Source organism: Streptomyces sp. NPDC017979 (assembly GCF_044328175.1).
GTDB lineage: Bacteria > Actinomycetota > Actinomycetes > Streptomycetales > Streptomycetaceae > Streptomyces.
In genome coordinates this window covers 19,704-39,816 of the sequence record NZ_JBIRGU010000016.1, presented here as the reverse complement: position 1 = coordinate 39,816, position 20,113 = coordinate 19,704, and the positions used below count along the sequence as shown (strand labels likewise).

At 74.4% G+C, this 20,113-nt stretch carries 16 protein-coding genes; 10 read left to right on the top strand and 6 right to left on the bottom strand.

The annotated features are described in order from the left end of the window. Position 1: 1 nt before the first annotated feature. Positions 2-1,633: an apolipoprotein N-acyltransferase gene (lnt, locus tag ACH4E8_RS30685; protein WP_398454466.1), complete on the bottom strand. Its 1,632-nt coding sequence runs from the start codon at positions 1,631-1,633 to the stop codon at positions 2-4. 208 nt (positions 1,634-1,841) lie between these two features. On the opposite strand from lnt, the gene ACH4E8_RS30680 reads away from it, so the two are divergent. After that, the gene (locus ACH4E8_RS30680; RefSeq protein ID WP_398454464.1) at positions 1,842-2,906 is read left to right on the top strand and encodes an O-antigen ligase family protein; all 1,065 of its coding nucleotides are present in this window, start codon (positions 1,842-1,844) and stop codon (positions 2,904-2,906) included. Positions 2,907-2,932: 26 nt separating this feature from the next. On the opposite strand, the gene ACH4E8_RS30675 is transcribed toward ACH4E8_RS30680, so the two are convergent. Continuing rightward, positions 2,933-3,520 (bottom strand): hypothetical protein, encoded by a 588-nt coding sequence (locus ACH4E8_RS30675; RefSeq protein WP_398454462.1) that lies wholly within the window; start codon positions 3,518-3,520, stop codon positions 2,933-2,935. Positions 3,521-3,617: 97 nt separating this feature from the next. Continuing rightward, positions 3,618-4,403 carry a glutamate racemase gene (locus tag ACH4E8_RS30670; RefSeq protein WP_398454459.1) on the bottom strand — a complete coding sequence of 262 codons (786 nt, stop codon included), beginning with the start codon at positions 4,401-4,403 and terminating at the stop codon, positions 3,618-3,620. Between the two features lie 57 nt (positions 4,404-4,460). Between ACH4E8_RS30670 and ACH4E8_RS30665 the strand changes: the two genes are divergently transcribed. Further along, positions 4,461-5,687, top strand: coding sequence for a glycosyltransferase (locus ACH4E8_RS30665; RefSeq protein ID WP_398454457.1), 1,227 nt, complete (start codon positions 4,461-4,463; stop codon positions 5,685-5,687). Between the two features lie 130 nt (positions 5,688-5,817). Here ACH4E8_RS30665 and ACH4E8_RS30660 read toward each other — a convergent pair whose 3' ends face one another. Beyond that, positions 5,818-7,077 (bottom strand): TerD family protein, encoded by a 1,260-nt coding sequence (locus tag ACH4E8_RS30660; RefSeq protein WP_398454454.1) that lies wholly within the window; start codon positions 7,075-7,077, stop codon positions 5,818-5,820. A gap of 267 nt (positions 7,078-7,344) precedes the next feature. Here ACH4E8_RS30660 and ACH4E8_RS30655 point away from each other — a divergent pair, with 267 nt between their 5' ends. Together ACH4E8_RS30655 and ACH4E8_RS30650 are read left to right on the top strand one after the other, a co-directional pair. Next, positions 7,345-7,797, top strand: coding sequence for a DUF6643 family protein (locus ACH4E8_RS30655; protein ID WP_398454452.1), 453 nt, complete (start codon positions 7,345-7,347; stop codon positions 7,795-7,797). A gap of 410 nt (positions 7,798-8,207) precedes the next feature. Next, a complete protein-coding gene (locus ACH4E8_RS30650) occupies positions 8,208-10,640 on the top strand; it encodes a right-handed parallel beta-helix repeat-containing protein (protein WP_398454449.1) in 2,433 nt (810 codons plus the stop codon). On the opposite strand, the gene ACH4E8_RS30645 is transcribed toward ACH4E8_RS30650, so the two are convergent. Continuing rightward, positions 10,610-13,171: a hypothetical protein gene (locus ACH4E8_RS30645; protein WP_398454447.1), complete on the bottom strand. Its 2,562-nt coding sequence runs from the start codon at positions 13,169-13,171 to the stop codon at positions 10,610-10,612. The genes ACH4E8_RS30650 and ACH4E8_RS30645 overlap by 31 nt on opposite strands. A gap of 215 nt (positions 13,172-13,386) precedes the next feature. Between ACH4E8_RS30645 and ACH4E8_RS30640 the strand changes: the two genes are divergently transcribed. The 4 genes from ACH4E8_RS30640 to ACH4E8_RS30625 all read left to right on the top strand — a co-directional run bounded on the left by ACH4E8_RS30640 (position 13,387) and on the right by ACH4E8_RS30625 (position 17,391). Then, complete coding sequence (locus ACH4E8_RS30640) at positions 13,387-14,226, top strand: DeoR/GlpR family DNA-binding transcription regulator (RefSeq protein WP_398454444.1); 840 nt, start codon at positions 13,387-13,389, stop codon at positions 14,224-14,226. After that, positions 14,223-14,657 carry an SRPBCC family protein gene (locus ACH4E8_RS30635; protein WP_398454441.1) on the top strand — a complete coding sequence of 145 codons (435 nt, stop codon included), beginning with the start codon at positions 14,223-14,225 and terminating at the stop codon, positions 14,655-14,657. The genes ACH4E8_RS30640 and ACH4E8_RS30635 overlap by 4 nt, the downstream gene beginning before the upstream one ends. A gap of 174 nt (positions 14,658-14,831) precedes the next feature. Then, positions 14,832-16,784: a hypothetical protein gene (locus ACH4E8_RS30630; RefSeq protein ID WP_398454439.1), complete on the top strand. Its 1,953-nt coding sequence runs from the start codon at positions 14,832-14,834 to the stop codon at positions 16,782-16,784. 121 nt (positions 16,785-16,905) lie between these two features. Beyond that, on the top strand, positions 16,906-17,391 hold the full coding sequence (locus tag ACH4E8_RS30625) for an SRPBCC family protein (RefSeq protein ID WP_398454437.1): 486 nt from the start codon (positions 16,906-16,908) through the stop codon (positions 17,389-17,391). Between the two features lie 34 nt (positions 17,392-17,425). On the opposite strand, the gene ACH4E8_RS30620 is transcribed toward ACH4E8_RS30625, so the two are convergent. Continuing rightward, positions 17,426-18,574: a PLP-dependent cysteine synthase family protein gene (locus tag ACH4E8_RS30620; RefSeq protein WP_398454434.1), complete on the bottom strand. Its 1,149-nt coding sequence runs from the start codon at positions 18,572-18,574 to the stop codon at positions 17,426-17,428. A 272-nt stretch (positions 18,575-18,846) separates the two neighbouring features. On the opposite strand from ACH4E8_RS30620, the gene ACH4E8_RS30615 reads away from it, so the two are divergent. Both ACH4E8_RS30615 and ACH4E8_RS30610 read left to right on the top strand, forming a co-directional pair. Beyond that, positions 18,847-19,170 carry a hypothetical protein gene (locus tag ACH4E8_RS30615; RefSeq protein WP_398454432.1) on the top strand — a complete coding sequence of 108 codons (324 nt, stop codon included), beginning with the start codon at positions 18,847-18,849 and terminating at the stop codon, positions 19,168-19,170. Between the two features lie 427 nt (positions 19,171-19,597). Continuing rightward, the gene (locus ACH4E8_RS30610) at positions 19,598-20,041 is read left to right on the top strand and encodes an ATP-binding protein (RefSeq protein WP_398454430.1); all 444 of its coding nucleotides are present in this window, start codon (positions 19,598-19,600) and stop codon (positions 20,039-20,041) included. Positions 20,042-20,113 lie beyond the last annotated feature (72 nt).

The following is a 20,113-nucleotide window of genomic DNA, read 5'->3' as shown; positions in this document are numbered from 1 at the left end:
GTTACGCGGACGCGGCGGTGGGCCCCTCGCCCTCGCTCTTCGCCCGTCCCGCGCGACGGGCGCGGACCGCGGCGGTGGACGCCCAGCCGAGGCCGCCGGCCGCGAGGAGGACCAGTGCCAACTCGGGCCAGGCGCCCATGCGGGTCGCCGGCGTCAGCGAGGATCGCAGCGGAACCTCGGCCACCAGGGCGTCCGGGGTGAACAGCTCCGTCTCCTCCACGACCTCGCCGTCCGGCATGATCACGGCGCTGACGCCGCTGGTCACCGGCACGACCACGGAACGGCTGTGCTCCACCGCCCGCACCCGGTCCATCGCCAGTTGCTGGTACGTCATCTGGCTGCGGCCGAAGGTCGCGTTGTTGCTCGGCACGGAGATCATCTGGGCGCCGGCCGTGACGGTGTCCCGGGCCATGTCGTCGAACGCCGCCTCGAAGCAGGTCACCAGGCCGACCTTGGTGCCGGCCAGGTCGAAGACGCCGACCTCGTCGCCGGGGCCGAAGTCCCGCCGCACCCGGTCCACGTCGGAGCTGAACAGCCGCACGAAGGACCGCATCGGGATGTACTCGCCGAACGGCTGCACGTGCCGCTTGTCGTAGGTGGCGACCGGGCCGTCCTTCGGGTCCCACTCGATGAGGGTGTTGCGCAGCTTCCCCGTCTCGGGGGTGATGACCGCACCGACGACCGTCGGCACGCCGATCGCCTGCACGGCCCGGTCGATGACCTGCCGGGCGTCGGCGTTGGCGTACGGGTCGATGTCCGAGGAGTTCTCCGGCCACAGCACGAAGTCGGGCTGGGGCTCCTTGCCCGCCGCCACGTCCTTCGCCAACTGTTCGGTGCGCCGGACGTGGTTGTCGAGCACGGCCCGGCGCTGGGCGTTGAAGTCGAGGCCGAGGCGGGGCACGTTGCCCTGGACCGCGGCGACGGTGGCCGTGCCGTCCTCGGCGGCGGTGTCCACCAGGGCGCGCGAGGCGAACGCGGCCGTCACCGGCACGATCACGGCGAGCAGGGCGAGGGCCAGCGGGCCGCGCGGCAGCGGACCGGCGCCGCGTCGGTGGGCGACGACCCGGCGCACCACGTCGTACCCGCCGAAGCCGCAGAGCACCACCGCGAAGCCGAGCACGGGCGTGCCGCCGAGCGCCGCGAGCGGCAGGAAGACCCCGTCCGCCTGCCCGAACGCGACCTTGCCCCAGGGGAAGCCGCCGAAGGGCACCCGGGCCCGGGCCGCTTCGCCGAGGATCCACACCGCGGCGGCGAACACGGGCCACGCGGGCAGTCGGCCGACCGCGGCGATCCCGAGGCCGGCGGCGGCGAGGAACAACGCCTCGACCGCCGCGAGCGCGATCCACGGCACCGGGCCGACGTCCTCGCCGGTCCAGCTCAGCAGCGGCAGCAGGAACCCGAGCCCGGCGAGGTAGCCGAGGCCGAAGCCGGCCCGCAGCCGCCGCCCCCGCAACACCCAGCCGAGCAGCGCGAACGCGAACGGCGCCAGCCACCACAGCGGCCTCGGCGGGAAGCTCAGGTACAGCATCAGCCCCGCCGCCACCGCGGCGGCCGGCCGGGCGAACCGCAGCAGCGGTCGCGGTGCCGCCGGGGCGGTGGCGGACGTGGAGTCGGAGGTCATGGTGGCGCTCACGGCGCGAGTCTACGGGAGGGGGGTATGGGCCCCGACGACGCGTCCGTGCCTGTCAGGGCCCTGCCAGGACCTGACCGCCGGGGGCACTCGCGACCCGCCCCGGGTGGAACGGGGCTGGCTCGCAGGTGCGCACCGCCACTACCGTATGCGCGGCGGCCGGCGCAGAAGACGTGCCCGCCACAGTTCGCGGTCGGGGGGATTCGGCAACATGATGACTGCGCCGGGGACGCGCGGGGGGACGGCGGACGCCGTGGGCGTGGTCGTGCTCGGCGCCTGCGCCACCTGGGCTCTGATCAGCGCCGTCGGACGGGACGCCCGGCCCGAAGGGGCCCTGCTCGCCGTGTTCGCGGTCGCCGCCGGCTACGCCTGCGGCCGGATCTCCGGCGCCCTGCTGCCGGTCTCGGCCGCGGCTGCGGCGTCCTTCGTGGCCCTAACGCTCGCGGTCGCCTCCCCCGAGGGAGTGCCGGGGGCAGCCGCCGGCTTCGCCGTACCCCCGGGGGACACGGGGGCGTCGGCCGCGTTGCTGGCGGTGAGCGCGGGCGCGGCCTGCTGCGCCGCGACGGCCGCCCGCCGCCCCGGGGCGCGGCTGGCGCTGTGGCTGTCGGCGCACGGCGTGGTCCTCACGGGAGTCATCCTGGCGTCGCCCGCCGGGGTCACGGCTTCTTCCGTGGTGCTGCTGTGTGCCCTCAGCGCCGCTCGCGCCCGTCGTCGTGCGCCCCTGCTGGTCGGCTGCGCGCTGGCGCCCGCTGTGGTGGCCGCGACGACGTGGGCCGTGGCCGAGGACGTCCTGCCCGAGGGCGCCGCCGCCTCGCTCCGCAGCCAGCTCACCGACTACCGGGTGGCCCTGTGGCGGGACGCGGTCGCCCTGATGCACGACGATCCCGTACGGGGTGCGGGACCCGACCGCTTCGACCAGCTCAGCGCCACGGCGCAACAGGTGACGGGGGCGGACGGGAAGCCGCACTCGGCGCTGTTCCAGCAGGCGGTCGACCAGGGCTTGGTGGGGATGGCGCTGTTGGCGATGGTCTTCGGGTGGCTGCTGTACGAGTTGTGGCGCTCCCCCCGGCCCACCCCGGTGGTGGTGTGCGCGGGTGCCGCGCTGACCGCGCTGGCGGTGTTGGCGCTGCTGGGGAACGCACTGAGCTTCGCTCCGGTGACCGCGGGCGCCGCACTGCTCGCGGGGTTGGCGTCGGCGCGGGTCGCGGGGCCGGGCTACGGCGCCGCGGCGTCGGGACGGACGCCCTTCACGGCGGTGGACTGCGCGAGCCGCTGACGGCCCGCGGCCGGCCGCGGACCGGGTCAGGTTCCCGTGCTCACGCCCGACGCCGTGCCGAGTCGGTCGCGGATGGCGCGCACCGCGGCCTCCGCGTCGTCGACGGTGACGGTGAAGGTGCGGCCGTCGCCCAGGGTGACCACGACGCCTTCACCGCGGCGCACGACGACCGCGGTGCCCTTCTCGGGGCGCCAGCGGTAGCCCCAGCCGCCCCACTGCCGGGGGTTCACCTTGGGTTCGAACTCCGCGTCGACGACGTGGGAGAGCGGAATGCGACGGCGCGGCACGCCGATGTGGCCGCACCGCACCTCGACGGCGTCGCCGTCGACGGTGACCGCCACGTGGACGAAGGCGAGGGTGCCGTACAGCATCAGCAGTCCGGCCGCGACGCAGCCGACGACCGACATGACCAGCGGGACGATGCCGGAGGTCCAGTTCGAGACCACGGCCAGCTCGATGCCGAGCGCGAGGCAGGCGGCGCCCGCGATCGCGAGCAGCCACTGGATGCGGTTGGTGGCCCGGCCGGTCCAGACCTCGGGGGCCTGCTCGACCGGCTGCCCGTGGCGCGGGGGGTCGATGCCCTGCGGGTACCGCTTTCGGGGATGGTCCCTCATGCGTGCAGCGTACCCAGCATCGACCGTTCGGGCAGGGTCCGGTCGCGAGGGGTCGCGGACGTCCGGGGACGCCGCGAACGGCCGGCGCCCCAGTGGATCAGCGGGCCGGGACCACCGGGCTGAGGAGCCTGGCCTCGGCGTAGGCCAGGGCCTGTGCGGACAGTCGGCCCTCGCGTCCGCTGAGGATGACGGTGAGGTCGCCGCCGGCCCGGTCGGGGCGCCCCGATCCGACCCCGGGCGTTACTCCGATCCGGCGAAGCGCCTGTGCGGCGACGGCGTCGGCGGAGCCGTGGAAGGTGACGGGGCGGCCGATGGCGGCACGGATGCGGTCGGCGACGAGTTCGTAGTGGGTGCAGCCGAGGACGACGTCGGTGACGTCGCCGGGGGTCAGCGCCGCGGCGGCGGCGACGGTGCGCTCGATGGCGGGTCCGTCGGCGTACTGGACGGCGTCGGCGAGACCGGGGCAGGGCACCTCGGTCACGGCGGCGGAGGCGGCGAACTCGCGGATCAGCCCCCGCTGGTAGCTGCTGCCGGTGGTGGCCGGAGTGGCCCAGATCGCCAGGGACCGGCCGGACGCGGCGGCCGGCTTGATCGCGGGGACCGTGCCGATGACCGGGACCGCCGGCTCCAGCTCTGCGCGCAGCGCGGGCAGGGCGTGCACGGAGGCGGTGTTGCAGGCCACGATCAGGGCGTCCGGCGCGTGCGCGGCGGCGGCGCGGGCGATGCTCAGGGCGCGCTCGGTGACGTCCTTCGGGGTGCGCGGACCCCAGGGCAGTCCGTCGGGGTCCGAGGAGAGGACGAGATCCACGTCGGGCCGCATCCGGCGCACTGCGGCAGCCGCCGCGAGCAGGCCGATTCCGGAGTCGATGAGCGCAATCTTCACCCGGTCACCATAGTCGACCGCCCGTGCACGGTCGGTGAGGTGGGGCAGACTCCGGCCATGAGCACCCTTGCCTGGACCGCCGTCGGATCGCTGCTCGCCTGGGTGTGGCTGCTGCTGGGGCAGGGGTTCTTCTGGCGCACGGACCAGCGGCTGCCACCGCACCCCGATCCGGGCCCCCGCCCCGCCGGTCCTGACCCGGGGCCCGGCTCCGGCTCGAACGCCCCGTCGTGGCCGGACATCGTCGTGGTGGTGCCGGCGCGGGACGAGGCCGCGGTGCTGCCGGCCAGCCTGCCGTCGCTGCTCGCCCAGGACTACCCCGGTCGCGCCTCGGTCGTCCTCGTGGACGACGGCTCCACGGACGGCACCGCCGAACTGGCCCGCGACCTGTCCCGGCAGCACGGCGGTCTGCCGCTGGAGGTGGTCTCACCGGGCGAGCCGGAGGCCGGCTGGACCGGGAAGCTGTGGGCGCTGCGCCACGGCATCGCGGTGGCCCGCGGCCGGCATCCGCAGTACCTGCTGCTCACGGACGCCGACATCGCCCATGCGCCGGACAGCCTGCGGGCGCTCGTGGCGTCCGCCCGGGCGAACGGGCTCGACCTGGTGTCACAGATGGCGCGGCTGCGGGTGGCCGGCGCATGGGAGCGGCTGATCGTGCCGGCGTTCGTGTACCTCTTCGCACAGCTCTACCCCTTCCGTTGGGTCAACCGGCCAGGTGCGCGCACGGCCGCCGCGGCGGGCGGCTGCGTGCTGCTGGGCGTACGGGCCGTGGAACGGGCCCGCATCCCGGAGTCCATCCGGCACGCGGTCATCGACGACGTGACGCTGGCGCGGGCGGTGAAGCGGACGGGCGGGCGGATCTGGCTGGGGCTGGCCGAGCGGGTCGACAGCGTACGGCCCTATCCGCGGCTGGCGGACCTGTGGCGGATGGTGGCCCGCAGCGCGTACGCCCAACTGCGCCACAGCCCGGTGCTGTTGCTCGGCACGGTGGCGGGGCTGGCGCTGGTGTACCTGGCGCCGGTCGGCACGCTCGTCGCCGGGGTCGTCGGGGGCGATCCGGTCGCGGCATGGGCCGGCGGCCTGGCCCAGGTGGTCATGGTCGGTACGTATCTGCCGGTGCTGCGGTACTACCGGCAGTCGCCGCTGTACGCCCTGCTGCTGCCGTTCACCGCGCTGTTGTACCTGCTGATGACGGTGGACTCGGCGGTGCAGCACTACCGCGGGCGCGGCGCCGCGTGGAAGGGGCGCACCTACGCGCGCCCGCAGCCCGCCCCCGAAGAGGGCTGAAAGCCGAGACCGTCTCGGCGGACCCGGTTTCGCCGTGCGGCGCACCGTGTCGTCGCCCCTGCGGCCCGGTGGAGACCAACGCACCCGCAGGGAAACGGCGACTACGTCCACACGACCGCACAGCGCAGCGTCACTTGCGGCCGGGGGTCCAGTTCATCCCCCACCCGTAGGCGTGGTCCATGGTGCGCTGCGGGCTCACGCCCCGCTGCGGCACCAGGAAGCGGGCCTCGCGCTGGACGACGAGTTCGGAGCCGGTGTTGGTGATCAGGGCGAGGGCGCAGACGGTGGAGGGCACGGTGCACTCGCCGAGGGCGAACTCGATCGGAGCGCCGTGCTGCGGCGTCAGCGTCACCGTGGCGTCCAGGTCGGCGAAGCTGCGCGCGCCCTCGTAGATGGTCACGAAGATGACCATGCGACGGAAGTGGCGCTGGTGGTCGAGGTTGATGGTGAGGTTCTCGCCGGAGGTGCCGCCGGTGCGGTCGTCGCCGTCGAGGTGGATGAAGGGCGGTCGGTCGAGGGAGCCGAAGGCGTTCCCGAGGGCCTGGACGACGCCCTTGCTGCCGTCGGAGAGTTCGTACAGCGCGCACAGGTCGAGGTCGAGGTCCGCGTGCATGGCGATGGCCCGGCCGAGTTTGGCTCCCCAGCCCTTGAACTGCTTGCGCACCTGCCAGTTGAGGTTCACCCGCAGGGCGCCGGAGGTGCCGCCCTGTTTGGCGAGGGAGACCGTGGGCGCCTCCTTCGTCAGCGTCACTTTGGTCAGGCGTACGGGAGGAACGGCAGGCGCGGGCGGGACGGCAGGCGCGGCAGGCGCGGGCGGGGCCGGCGCCACCGGAGCAGGAACAGGAACTGGTGCCGGCCGTGCGTCGACGGTGATCCCGAAGTCCGTCGCCAGTCCCTCCAGCCCGGTGCTGTAGCCCTGCCCGATCGCCCGGAACTTCCACGCGCCCTGACGCCGGTACAGCTCCCCGAGCACGAGCGCGGTCTCGACGGTCGCGTCCCCGCTCTCGTACCGGGCGAGTTCCGCACCCGAGGCGGCGTCGACGACCCTGGCGTAAAGCCCCGGCACCCGGCCGAAGGGCCCGCCGTCGGCGGAGGCGGCGAGGACGATGCGTCCGACCGACGGCGCCACGCGCGCCAGGTCCACCGCGACCGCGTCCGTCACGGCGCCGCCCGCGCCGGTCCGCTTGCCCTCGTGGCGCACGGCCCCGGACGCGTGCGCCGGCTGGTTGTAGAAGACCATGTCGCCGTCGGAGCCGACCTTGCCCGTACCGGAGTCGAGCAACAGCGCGGAGGCGTCGACGTCGGGGACCGCCGGGCCCGTGCGCCACCCCAGTTCCACTCGGACCTGCTGCGCCGCCACCGGAGTGTTGGCTCCCTTGCGCATGGACATGCTCGCCCCCATCGCGGTCGCTGCGTCGGTGTGCCGGGGTGTTCCGGACCGCTCGTGCCCACCAACCTACGTCCCGGGCACCCCAGAAGACTCCTCCGGACCCGTGAGTAACCCGCTCTCAACTCGCCCTTTACACGATCCTTGCTCGCCGGTGCGACCGATTTTCCCGGGTTCGCTCACATTGGGGGTGCGCACCCCCTCATCTCCGCCGAAAGAACCCCCTTACCGGACTCCCCAACCGACAACTCAGGGCTTAACTTATGTCCCATGACCTCCCCCCGCGCCTCCTACGGCGGCGGCTACTACTCCGCACCGTCCTTCGCCGACACCCCGATCTACGACTCCCTCGTCGCAGAGCGGGGCACGCCTCAGATCGCGCCGATCCGAGTGCCCTCCGCGTACGACACCAACGGCAACGGCTACCTGCCGGCGCTCCCCGCGGCCCTGCCCGCGCTCCCTTCGGGCCCCTCGGCCCCCCAACCGCCTTCGGGGTACGGCCACCCGCCGCAGCTGTCGCATCCCGGGCCGCTCCAGCCGGCGGCGCCGTACCCGCCGCAGCAGCCGGGCGTCCCGCGCGGCTACCCGGGCCCCCAGGCCCAGCCCCCGCGTCCGGCTCCGGCCGGGTACGAGGCGATGCGCCCCGCACCCCCGCAGGGCCACGGCCCCGCCGGGTACCACGTCCCGCCGGCCCGTCCGTATCCGGGCGGCCAGGGGTACTGACGCGGCGTCGCGGACGCAGGTGTCGGGGTTCCCAGTGGCGAGGTCTGCGGGAGTCCCACGACGTCGGGGAAGGGGGAGCCCCGGCGTCACCCACCGCTCGACCGTGTCGCGACAACACCCGAAGTAACGTTTCATCACATCGTTCCGCCGCATCCGTGCCGCCTTGCCCCGGCGCACGTCACACGGGTGGAGCCCCATAGTGAGCCACGCCACCACCGGCGGCCCGGGGGCTGACCCCGCGACGCGTCAACTGCCGTCCGCCGCGCACGATACGGTGGTTCGACCCGCCCGCGCGGACCGGGAATCCGGTGCCGCCCGCGGCGCGCCGGACCGCGTCCTGAAGACTGGTCCGGGACGCGTCGCGCCGTCGGGCACGGCAGCACACCACGAGGTGGGGGCAGAGCAGCACCATGGCACAGGGCACGGTCCAGGTGACCCACACCGGCACGTCGCGCTGGCGGCGGCGCACCGGTGAGTACGCGACCCTCGCGGCGGCGCTCGAAGCCGCCGGGGACGGCGACGTCCTCACCGTCGCACCGGGCACGTACCGGGAGAACCTCGTGCTCCAGCACGCGGTCACGCTGCGCGGCCCGGAGGGCTCGGTCGGGTCGGTGCGGATCGCGCCCGTCGACGGCGTGCCCCTGGTCGTGCGTGCTTCGGCCACCGTGCGGGACCTGCACGTGGAGGGACAGGACACCACCGCGCCCGCGCTGTTGGTCGAGGACGGCACCCCGGACCTGGTCGACGTGCGGATCTCCACCCGTTCGGCGACCGGCCTGGAGGTCCGCGGCGGAGCCCGGCCGACCGTGCGCCGGGTCACCGTCGACAACCCGGCCGGCATCGGCATAGCCGTGCTGGACGGCGCCGGCGGGGTGTACGAGGAGTGCGAGGTCGTCAGCGCCGGCCAGTCGGGCGTCTCGGTGCGCGGCGGCGGGCATCCGCGGCTGGAGCGCTGCCGGGTGCACCACGCCTCGGGTGCGGGGCTCGCCGCCACCGGCGAGGGCAGCGTCCTGGAAGCGGTCGGCTGCGAGGTGTACGAGATCAAGGGCGCGGGCGTCCAGGTCGGCACCCGCGCCTCCGCGCACCTGTCGGACTGCTCGGTGCACCGCACCTCCGCCGACGGCGTCACCCTCGACACGGACGCCGTGCTCACGCTCTCCGACTGCGACATCCACGACGTCCCGGAGAACGCGATCGACCTGCGGTCCCGTTCGGTGCTGACCCTCACCCGCTCCTCGGTGCGCCGCTTCGGCCGCAACGGCCTGTCGGTGTGGGACCCGGGGACCCGGGTGGACGCCAACCAGTGCGAGATCCACGACAGCACCGGCGACTACCCGGCCGTGTGGATCAGCGACGGCGCGACCGCCGTGCTGGACTCCTGCCGGGTCCACGACGTGCCGGACGCGCTGTTCGTCCTGGACCGCGGCTCCCGGGTGGACGTCGTCGACAGCGACCTCTCCCAGATCCGGAACACCGCGGTGTCGGTGAGCGACGGCGCCACCGCCCAACTCGACGACTGCCGCATCAGCCAGGCCGCCACGGGCGCCTGGTTCCGGGACCACGGCAGCGGCGGCACCCTCGCCGGCTGCACGATCGACGCGGCGCAGACCGGGGTGATCGTCACCAAGGGCGCGGACCCGGTGATCGAACGGTGCACGGTCACCTCGCCCGCCGAGGCCGGTTTCTACGTGTCGGCGGAGGGCCGGGGTACGTTCCGCGGCTGCCGGGTCACGGGCAGCGGCGGCTACGGCTTCCACGTGATGGACGGCTGCCGCACGACGCTGAGCCGGTGCCGCACCGAGCGGTGCTCCCGCGGGGGTTACGAGTTCGCCGACCCGGCCCTGCTGCTGGTGGAGGAGTGCACCGGCGACGAGTCCGCGGTGGGGTCGGCCGATCGCACCCCCACCACCGCGATACCGGCGGCGACCGCGACCGAGGTCCAGTCCCCGGGGCTGTTGACGGTCGCGCCCGCCACGGCGGCGCCGGCCGCCACCGGACGGCCCGAGGTCGCCGCCGTGGCCGCGGAACCCGCCCGTGCGTCGGAGGACGTGCTCGGCGAGTTGGACGCGCTGGTGGGGCTGGACAGCGTCAAGCGCGAGGTCCGCTCGCTGACGAACATGATCGAAGTGGGCCGGCGCCGGCAGGAGGCGGGGCTGAAGGCCGCGTCCGTCCGCCGCCACCTGGTCTTCACCGGCTCACCCGGCACCGGCAAGACGACCGTGGCCCGGTTGTACGGGGAGATCCTGGCCTCCCTCGGCGTGCTGGAGCGCGGCCACCTCGTCGAGGTCTCCCGGGTGGACCTGGTCGGCGAGCACATCGGCTCCACCGCGATCCGCACGCAGGAGGCGTTCGACCGGGCGCGCGGCGGAGTGCTCTTCATCGACGAGGCGTACGCGCTCTCCCCCGAGGACACGGGGCGGGACTTCGGCAAGGAAGCCATCGACACCCTGGTGAAGCTGATGGAGGACCACCGGGACGCGGTCGTGGTCATCGTCGCCGGCTACACCGCCGAGATGGAGCGCTTCCTCGCGGTCAACCCCGGCGTGGCGTCGCGCTTCTCCCGCACCATCACCTTCCAGGACTACGGCGCCGGCGAGCTGCTGCGGATCGTGCAGCAGCAGGCGGACGAGCACGAGTACCGGCTCGCCGACGGCACGTCCGATGCGCTGGTGTCGTACTTCGGCCGGTTGCCGAAGGGGCCGGCCTTCGGCAACGGCCGCACGGCGCGCCAGACCTTCGAGTCGATGGTCGAGCGGCACGCCGGGCGGGTCGCCGAACTGGCCGAGGTCGACACCGACGCCCTCACCCTCCTCTACCCGGACGACCTGCCCGAACTGCCCTGACGGCCCTTGCGCGGATCGGTTCCGCTGCGCGGCCCCCTGCGGCGCCGGCCCTGTCGGGGCACGCCGGGGATGCGGCTCAGGAGGTCCGCGCGGGCGTCCGCGAAGGCGGGGTCGGCCTGGTAGTCGGAGTGCCCCCGGATCGGCTCGGGCAGCGGGTGCCGCTCGGAACGGCCGTACGCCACCGGGTCCTTCAGCGCGGTCCGGTCGGGCGACGGCCGGGGGCCCGACGGCACGCGCACCGGCCCGCCGATGGGATCGGTGGGCCGCCACAGGTTGCTCCAGCAGTGCACCTCGTCGCGCAGGGCGCGCAGGGCCTCGGGTCCGAAGTAGGCGGGGAACCACCGCCCGTACAGCCGCTCCAGCGGTGAGCCGTACGTCAGCAGCGCCACCCGCCCGCGGGTCTCGGCGGGCAGTTGCCACACGGCGGAGGCCGCGAGGACGCTGCCCTGGGAGTGGCCGGAGATCACCAGCCGGCCGCCGCGCGCCCGGGTCTGCGCGGTCCACGTCGACATCCGCCACGTCAGGTCGGGGACGGCGCGCTCGGCGTAGCACGGCGGTGCGAACGGGTGGGCGGCCCGGGGCCAGAAGGTGCCGACGTCCCACAGGATGCCGATGGTGCGCCGGGCGGAGGGGTCGCGGTAGGCGCGGCGGCCCCAGGTGACGAAGAGCAGGATGCCGAAGCCCACCAGCCAGGAGCCCAGGAACTGGACGGCCTGAGCTGCGGAGTCTGCGAAGCCCCCTTCGAAGGCCCGGCCGGGCACGGCGTCGCTGCGCCACGCGCCGTAGACGGCGGCGGCGCCGAGCAGCAGGGTGGCCGCGGCGAGGACGCCGACTATCAGGGGCGCCGAGTCGGTGAGTCCGGCCCGTGCGCGGGCGCCGGCGATGCGGCGGGTGCGGACCGGGTCGGGGCGCCAGCCGGTGTCACCGAGGCGCCGGGCGGCCGGGTCGCCCCGGTCGAGGCGGCTGTCCCACCGCTCGTACTCCCGCTCGACGGCGCCGCCGAGCCGACGGCCCGTCAGCCAGGTCCGTACGGCGAGGGCCAGGGCGGGCAGGAACAGCAGCGCGAGCAGTACGGGGATCACCGACGCCTGCCAGCTCAGCAGCACGGGTGGCCCGGGGATGGAACCGTCGCCGTCCATGCCGGGGGTGCCCGGTCCGTCGAGCCAGTCGGCGACGCGCTGGGCGGTGCCGCCGGTCATGACGGAGCCCAGCGCGCAGGCGAGCACGGCGACGGCGGGACCGCCGAGGCCGCCGAGGACGCTGCGGGGGTGGCGGGCGCGGCAGTGCAACCGGAGGGCGACGGCGGCGAGGGCGACGACCAGGACGCCCTGGGCGATGGTGAGCACGCTGAAGGCCAGTTCGCCGGGGAGGGTGCCGTGCGACTCCCAACCGGGCCGTGACCAGGAGGCGTACACCAGGGCGCCGGCGAGCACCGTGAGCGAGGCGTCGGGCAGGGCGGTGACGGCGGTGCGCTCGACGCGGACGTCGAAGCGGCGCTCGCTGCGTCCGCGGTGGACCACGACCCAGACCACGGCGCACGCCCCGAGCGCCAGGGCGCCCGTCAGCAGGATGCCGAGCGTTTGCAGCAAGGCGCTGTCGCCGCCCCGGTCGTGGCCCGCGGGGGCGCCGGTGACGGCCGCGGCGACGGTGAGGAACCCTGCCGCGGTGTGGGCGGCGCGCAGTCGGGCGACGTGCCGACGGCCGTACCAGAACCCGGGTCGGCCCAGGGCGAAGCGCACGGCGGACTGCGGCGCCTGGGGGTCCGGCTCCCGGTCCCCGGCGTGCTCGTCCTCCTCGCCCTCGCCGTCCCCGTCACCCTCATCCTCGACTTCAGGGTGAGGGTTGTGGGGGGCGCGGCGGCTCCCGTCGGCGACGGGGGTGTGCTCGCCGAGCGGCGGGCGCTGGGACTCGTAGGCGGTCCAGGTGCGGTTGGAGAGGTACCAGAGGAGCCCCACCAGGGCGACCGGGACGAGGGCCGCGAGCGCGAGCCGGCGGCCGGGCTGGGACCACCAGCCGCCGCGGTCGGCGGCGAGGAAGCCGATCCAGGACCGCCCGTCCGTGCACGGCGCGCGCCCGGCGCACTGCCAGGCCACCAGGTCGAGCGCGACCTCGCACGCGGCGGCCGTCATCACCACCGTCAAACTGAGCGCCACCAGCCGCACCAGGGCCCCGTACACCCGGGTGGTGCGCACCCGCCCGCGGGCGCGCGGGCGCATCCAGTGCGCGAGGTTCGCCACCATGAAGGGCAGGAGCAGCAGCCACAGCGCCCGTGCGCCGTTGCCGGAGGTGAGGTTGGACCAGCAGTACGCCTCGGGCACGGGGTCGCCGCGGCCGCGGGCCGGATCGCGCTCCGCGCCCACGTCGTCGGCGCGGCGGAAGACCGCGGCCTTCTCGTCGCCGGAGACGAGGACCGTGCGGGGGTCGCCCAGCATCTCCTGCGGGGTCGTGCCGCCGACGCCGTGGACGAGGAGTTCGAGCGCGGGCCCCGGTGCGGACGGCTGCGGGGGTTCGGCGGGCGCTTCAGCGGACACTGCGGTGACTCGCTCTCTCGGTGGGAGTTCGGCTGCCGGCGCGCCTGCGCGCCACGCCTCAGGGTCCCGGATTCTGACAGCTCCCGGCGGACAGGTCACGGAGTCCGTACGCCCGGGCGTGGACGGGCCCGTGGGAGGATGGGCGCCCCCGGCCGCACGGGCGGCGGGGCGGCGCCGGGAGCGGCGGGAGACGGACAGAAGGACGGGCCTGGGAAGTGACCGACAACCAGAACCTGCTCGCGGAGCAACGACGTGCGTTGATCCTCGACGAGGTCCGCCGACGGGGCGGGGTGCGGGTCAACGAACTCACCCGCAGGCTGAACGTCTCGGACATGACCGTGCGGCGGGACCTGGACGCGCTCGCCCGGCAGGGCGTGATCGAGAAGGTCCACGGGGGCGCGGTGCCCGTGGTGGAGGCCAGCACGCACGAGCCGGGGTTCGAGGCGAAGTCGGGCCTGGAGCTGCGGGCCAAGGAGGACATCGCCCGGGCGGCGGCGGCCATGGTGACGCCGGGCACGGCGATCGCGCTGGCCGGCGGGACGACGGCGTACGCACTGGCGCAGCAGCTCGTCGACGTCACGGACCTGACCGTGGTGACGAACTCGGTGCGGGTCGCCGACGTCCTGCACAACGCCCAGCGCACCCCGCCCGGTGCGCCGCCCGGCCGGCCCGGCGGTGCGACGGTGGTCCTCACCGGTGGTGTGCGCACCCCGTCGGACACGCTCGTCGGCCCGGTCGCGGACACCGCGATCCGCACGCTCCACTTCGACGTGCTCTTCATCGGGGTGCACGGGATCTCGGTGGAGGCCGGGCTTTCCACGCCGAACCTCGCGGAGGCGGAGACCAACCGTCACTTCGTCCGCTCCGCCCGCCGGGTGGTCGTGGTCGCCGACCACACGAAGTGGGGAACGGTGGGCTTGAGTTCCTTCGCCCGGCTGACGGAGGTGGACGCCCTGGTGACCGACACGGGCCTGCCGGCCGCCGCGCGCGCGGAGATCGAGGAGCACCTGCCGGACGGGCTGGTGGTCGCGGGAGAGCGCGAGCCGGGCGAATGACCGCGTTCCGGCTGGAGCGCGAGGTCTCGCTGTCGGCGACGCAGGCGTGGGGGCGGGTCACGGACTGGGGCGGGCACGCGGCCCGGGTGCCGTTCACCGCGCTGGCGTCCGTCACCGCCGGCCCGACGCGGCCGGGCACGGTCTTCGTGGTGCGCTCGGGCCTGGGGCGGATCGGCGTCGACGACCCGATGGAGGTCGTCGGGTGGGAGCCGCCCGCCGACGGGGCTCCGGGCCGCTGCCGGTTGGAGAAGCGCGGCCGTCTCGTCCTGGGGTGGGCGGAGATCGAGGTGCACCCGCGCGGGGCCGAGCACTCGTTGGTGGTGTGGACGGAGGACCTGCGCCTGCGTCCGCTGCCGCGGCTGTTGGACCCGGTGGTGGCGCGGGTGGGCCGGGTGGTATTCGGGCGGGCGCTGGACGGCGTGCTGCGTTGAGGTCACGGGCCGACCGGGCGCCGAAGTCATGACGAACCGGGCACGGTAGCGGCCGGGGCGGGCACGCGGGCGCGGTCCGGGGGTGACCGAGCCGGGGTCCACTCGTTTGACGCAACGAGTGAGAGCGATCCGCGCATGGCGATGCGATGCCCGTACCGGAAGGCCCAGCGCCCGATGCCGACACACCGTCAGCCGTCCCTCCGCGCCACGACGGGCGCCCGCCCTGAGGTCCAGGAGGCGGAGGCGATCCTCGTGGAGCACTACCCCCGGCTCGTACGTCTCGCCTATCTGACGCTGCCGCCGTCGCTGGGGCGCCATCGGCGGGTGCTGGCCGCCCACGCCACGGTGCAGCGCGCACTGCCGCGGACGTCCCGCGGCGGGGCGGGCGGGGAGCAGCAGGGCGGGGTCGAGGGCGCCGCGTACCGCTGGGTGCGGCACCGGATCCTGCGGGGTGCGCTGCGCTGGCGGTGGTGGCGGGGCGGCGGGCTGCCGCTGGTGGTGGGGCTGCGGTTGTTCCCGAGCGCTGGCGGGGCCGAGGAACTGGCGCTGGACCAGGCGCTGTCGTCCGCGTCCGCGCCGGCGCGTGCGGCGTTCGCGCTCGGGGTGCTCGAAGGGCTCCGCGACTCCGACGTCAGGGAGTTGCTGTTGCAGTGCCAGGTGGCCGATCCCGGCGCGGCGCTGCGGACGGCGCAGCGGCTGCGGGAGTCGGGCGGCGGGCGGGCCGAGGCGCTGTTGCGGGCCGCGGAGTTCGATCCGTGTGCGGTGCAGACCCGGCCGAGCGATCTGCTGCGGCGCCGTCAGCGGTCCCGTACGGCCGCGGCCGGTGGCGTTCTCGCGCTGTTGGCGGCCGGGATGGCCGCGGTGGACCTGCCGGCGCGCGACGCCGGTGCGCCCGTGACCGCGCACGCCGGTGCGCCGGGGCAGATGGCGCTGGCGCGGGCGCTCGACGTGGACCTGTTGCAGCGGGCGCCGCACGACGCCTGGACGGACACGGCGCGACTGGACTTCTCGGTGTGGCCGGCGCGCGGCGAGCGCACGGCCGACAGGGCGCTGTTGCGGCGGGCGCTCGACGCCTGGGCCGCGCCCGATGCATCCGTACGGGTCTCGGCCACCGCGGACACGGTGCGCACCGGGCCCGCTGCGCCCGCCCGGTTGCTGTACGCGGGGGCGGTCGACGACGCGGTCGTCGTCCTCTTCCACGACGGCGGCCGGGTGGTGCGGTACGCCGAGCCGCGTTCCGGTGCGGGCGCGCCGGCCCTGGACTTCGCCCGTACGGACGACGCGGACGTCACCACCGCGGCGTCGATCGTGCTCGGCCGCACGAAGGACGGGGCGCGCCATCTGTTGGCGCCGTGGATCGCCGAGGCCGCGGTGCGCGATCTGTTGGAGCCGGGCGGGGCGGCGCGGGCGCTCGCGGTGGCCGACGGCGGGGTGACCGCTGCGGTGCCGTCTCCCGGGACCGGAGCTGCCTGCACGTCGTGGCCGGCGCTCCAGTTGCGGTCGTCGCAGCAGATCGTGGAGGACCACGCCTTCTTGGTCACGGACCTCGGGGACCTGGCGCCAGTGCACCTCACGCACACTCCGCCGCCGGGCAAGGACGCGCCCGCGCGTCAGCCGAGGGAGGCCACCGGCGGTTCTGCGCTGGCGAGTTGGGCCCGTAGCGCCTGCCTCCTCGGGGCGCTGCGGGGCGCCGGCGTGCGGTCGGTGAACGACTGGACCTACGCGCACCAGCAGTTGCCCGACGACGCGGGGCGGGCCGCCTGGGTGTGCACCCGGGCGGAGACGTGGCGCGGGCGCGGCCGGGTGCTGGTCCAGTTCCAGCCGCCGGCGGGCGGGCCGGAATCGGCGGGCTCGGTGGTGGCCCGGGCCGATGACACGGCCGCGTGCAGCAGGTTCGGACAGCACGTCCTCGCCGGCGCGCACTGGCGTTCGCCGTCGGGGAAGTGGTTCTTGTTGGCGGCCGGGAGTCGTGGCGTCAGCCGCATCACGGCTGCGGGCACGGTTGCCGCCGATGAGCGGGGGACCACGCTCGCGGTGCCGGTCCCCCAGGGCTCCACGGTGCGCTTGTCGGCACGGCTGGCCTCGGGCGGCACGCTGGCTCCGCTCGCTGCGACCGACGACGACTGACGCGCTCGCCGGCGCGCCGCGTGCCGTGACGCGGCGGGGACGCCCGGCCCCGTCGGGGACATTGCGCCCCGCGCCGCCTATCGTGTGCGGATCTGGTCGTCCAGTTCGGGAGGTACGCACCATGACTCACCAACTCCGCCCGGTGGAACTCGACTTCGTCGAGGTCGCGCCCGTGCGCCTGGCCTTCGCGGCAGCCCTGGAGGCGTCGCCCCAGGCGGTCTACCAAGCGCTCGCCGAGGACCTGGTGGACTGGCCCCGGTGGTTCGACGCGGTCTCCGGGGTCGTTCCGACGCGCGGCGGCGACGGCCGGGACGTCGCCCTGCGAGTGGGGGTCACGTTCGAGGAGACCGTCCTCGCCAGCGACCCGGACTCCCGGTACGCGTACCGCGTGGACCGCACCAACGCGCCCGCGGTGACGGCCCTCGCCGAGGAGTGGCGCATCTTGCCGGGCCCGACCGGCGGCAGCCGGGTGCGCTGGACGTTCGCCGTCGACGGCCCGCCGGCGGCCCGGGCGTTCGCGCGGCTGACGAAGCCGGGCCTGCGGCACTCCTTCCACGGGGCGATGCGGGCGCTGGACCTCCGGCTGGCCCGTGCGGCGACGCACTGACGGCGCAGCCGCAGCGGCCCCGGTCAGGGGTAGGTCAGGCGTCGGTCCACCGGCCGGTGTCGAGGAACCGCTCGATCGCGTTCGCGTACGGGGCGACGTCCAGGCCCTGCTCCACGAGCCAGGCGTCGGAGTAGTACTTGTCGAGATAGCGCTCGCCGGGGTCGCAGAGCAGGGTGACCACGCTCCCCCGCTCCCCCGCCGCCACCATCTCCGCGACGATCTTGAAGGCGCTCCACAGCCCGGTGCCGGTGGAGCCGCCGGCCTTCCGGCCGATCGCGGTGTCCAGGGCCCGTACGGCGGCGACGGACGCCGCGTCGGGCACCTTCATCATCCGGTCGATGGCGCCGGGCACGAAGCTCGGCTCCATCCGGGGGCGGCCGATGCCCTCGATGCGGGAGCCGTGGTCGCTGGTGGCGCCCGGGTCGTTGCGGGTCCAGCCGTCGAAGAAGCAGGAGTTCTCCGGGTCGGGCACGCAGACCCGGGTGTCGTACTGCATGTAGTGGATGTAGCGGGCGAAGGTCGCCGAGGTGCCGCCCGTGCCGGCGGTGGCCACGATCCACGCGGGCTCGGGGTAGCGCTCCAGGCGCAGTTGTTGGTAGACGGACTCGGCGATGTTGTTGTTGCCGCGCCAGTCGGTGGCCCGTTCGGCGTAGGTGAACTGGTCCATGTAGTGGCCGCCGGTGCGCTCCGCGAGCGCGGCGGACTCCTCGTACATCCGGCGGGAGTCGTCGACGAAGTGGCAGCGCCCGCCGTGGAACTCGATGAGCCGGATCTTCTCGGGGCTGGTGGTGCGGGGCATCACCGCGACGAACGGCACGCCGATCAGCTTGGCGAAGTACGCCTCGGAGACGGCGGTCGAACCGCTGGACGCCTCGATGACGGGGCGGCCGGGGCGGATCCACCCGTTGCACAGCCCGTAGAGGAAGAGGGAGCGGGCCAGCCGGTGCTTGAGGCTGCCGGTGGGGTGGGTGGACTCGTCCTTGAGGTAGAGGTCGATGCCCCACTCCTCCTTCAGGGGGAACTTCAGCAGGTGGGTGTCCGCCGAACGGTTGGCGTCCGCCTGGACCTTGCGGACCGCTTCCTTCAGCCAGCCGCGGTAACCGGGGTCGCTGCGGTCCACGTCGCCGGTCGTGGTGTCCTGGCCCGTCATCCGCTGCCCGATCTGCTGCCCGTCGCCGTTCATGCCCGCCGTCCCTGTGCCTGCCGCGCCGGTGCACCGGATGCGTCCGGATGCGCCGGTGCCGGCTGTCGTCGACTGTGCTTACCCTTCCGTCACAGTAGGCGCCCCACCTGCGTAAACATTCGCTTGGGGCATCCATAGGGATCGCTTGTGGTCCGTGCGCCCCAACGAACCACCCGGATGCGCACAGCGCCGCCGCCGTCCACTGGTGCCCGCGCCCCAGGATGTTGCAAACTTCCTTCAGACGACGTGACACACAGGGGAGGAGGGGTCCGATGGCCATGGCAGAGCCCGAGTTCCGGGCCACTGGCGTACGGATCGAGCGATGGCCTCGCTCACTCACCAAAGCCGGTCAGGTCCTGATCAAGGACGGTCGGCTGCAACTGCTCACCAGCTACGGCAGGGTGATCGACAGCGCGCCGGTCCGCGCGGTCCGCGCGGGCAAGACGTGGTTCTCCGACGAGGCCAGCACGGCGCTGACGGTGAACGGCAAGCGCTACCGCTTGACGATGGGTCAGCGTGACGAGGAGGCCGACGGGAGCAGGGCGGCGGGGCGCTTCCTGAAGGCCGTGCGCGGGGCGGGCGGCAGCGAGGGCTGAGCCGGTCCACCGGCCGGCTGCACGGGCCGCGGCCCGTCGGGCGGGCGGCAGAACGAGACGGGACGGGCGGGCCGTGGGGCGGCGTCCGCAGGAGGGCGTCGGAGCGGTCGCTCCAGGCCCGCACCCCCGTACGGCGGCGTACGACGGCCGCCGAGTTGCGAGACCTTGGCCAGTGGTTCACGCTTGTCTCACATCACTCAGAGTGCATCGGCGGTGACGCTGGGATCCAGCGGTCGTCGAACGGATCAGCTGACAGCCGGCCACTGCGCCGATCCACCAACGCCGTTGCCTTGCGTCGTTCTTCGTCGTTCCTCGTCGTTCTTCGTCGCACTGCACCGTTCTTCGCTTCCTCCCGTCTTCGCTTCCTCCCGTCTTCCCTCCCTCGCCCTCCTCCGGACCTCCGGACCTCATTCGGGGAGTCGTAGCCGTGATCAGTCAGCCCAGCAGGCACTGCACGGTGGAGCTGCAAGCCCTGCCGTCGCGGATCGGACAGGTCCGCAGGATCATTTCGGCGCAACTGCGCTACTGGCACCTCGATCCACTGATCGACCAGGCCGCCCTAGGCGTCACCGAGTTGCTGACGAACGTCCATCGCCACGCCCAGCCCGACAAGCTGTGCACCGTGGAGATCGAGCTGCTGCTCGATCGGCTCGTGGTCTCCGTCAAGGACCACGACCCGCGGCTGCCGAGCCTGCGGGAGGCCGACCTCTTCGCCACCTCGGGCCGCGGCCTCGGATTGATAGCTGCGGTCAGCGAGACCTGGGGCGTACGGCCCCGGGGGGAGGGCGGCAAGGTCGTCTGGTTCACCCTCGCCGCACCGCAGCTCACGGCGCCGCAGCTCGCCGTCCTCGGGGAGCCGGACCCGTCATAAGGGGTTCCGTTCCCGGCCTCACAGGGGTTCTGTTCCCGGCCTCATACGGTCCAGTTCCGGGCCTCACAGAGG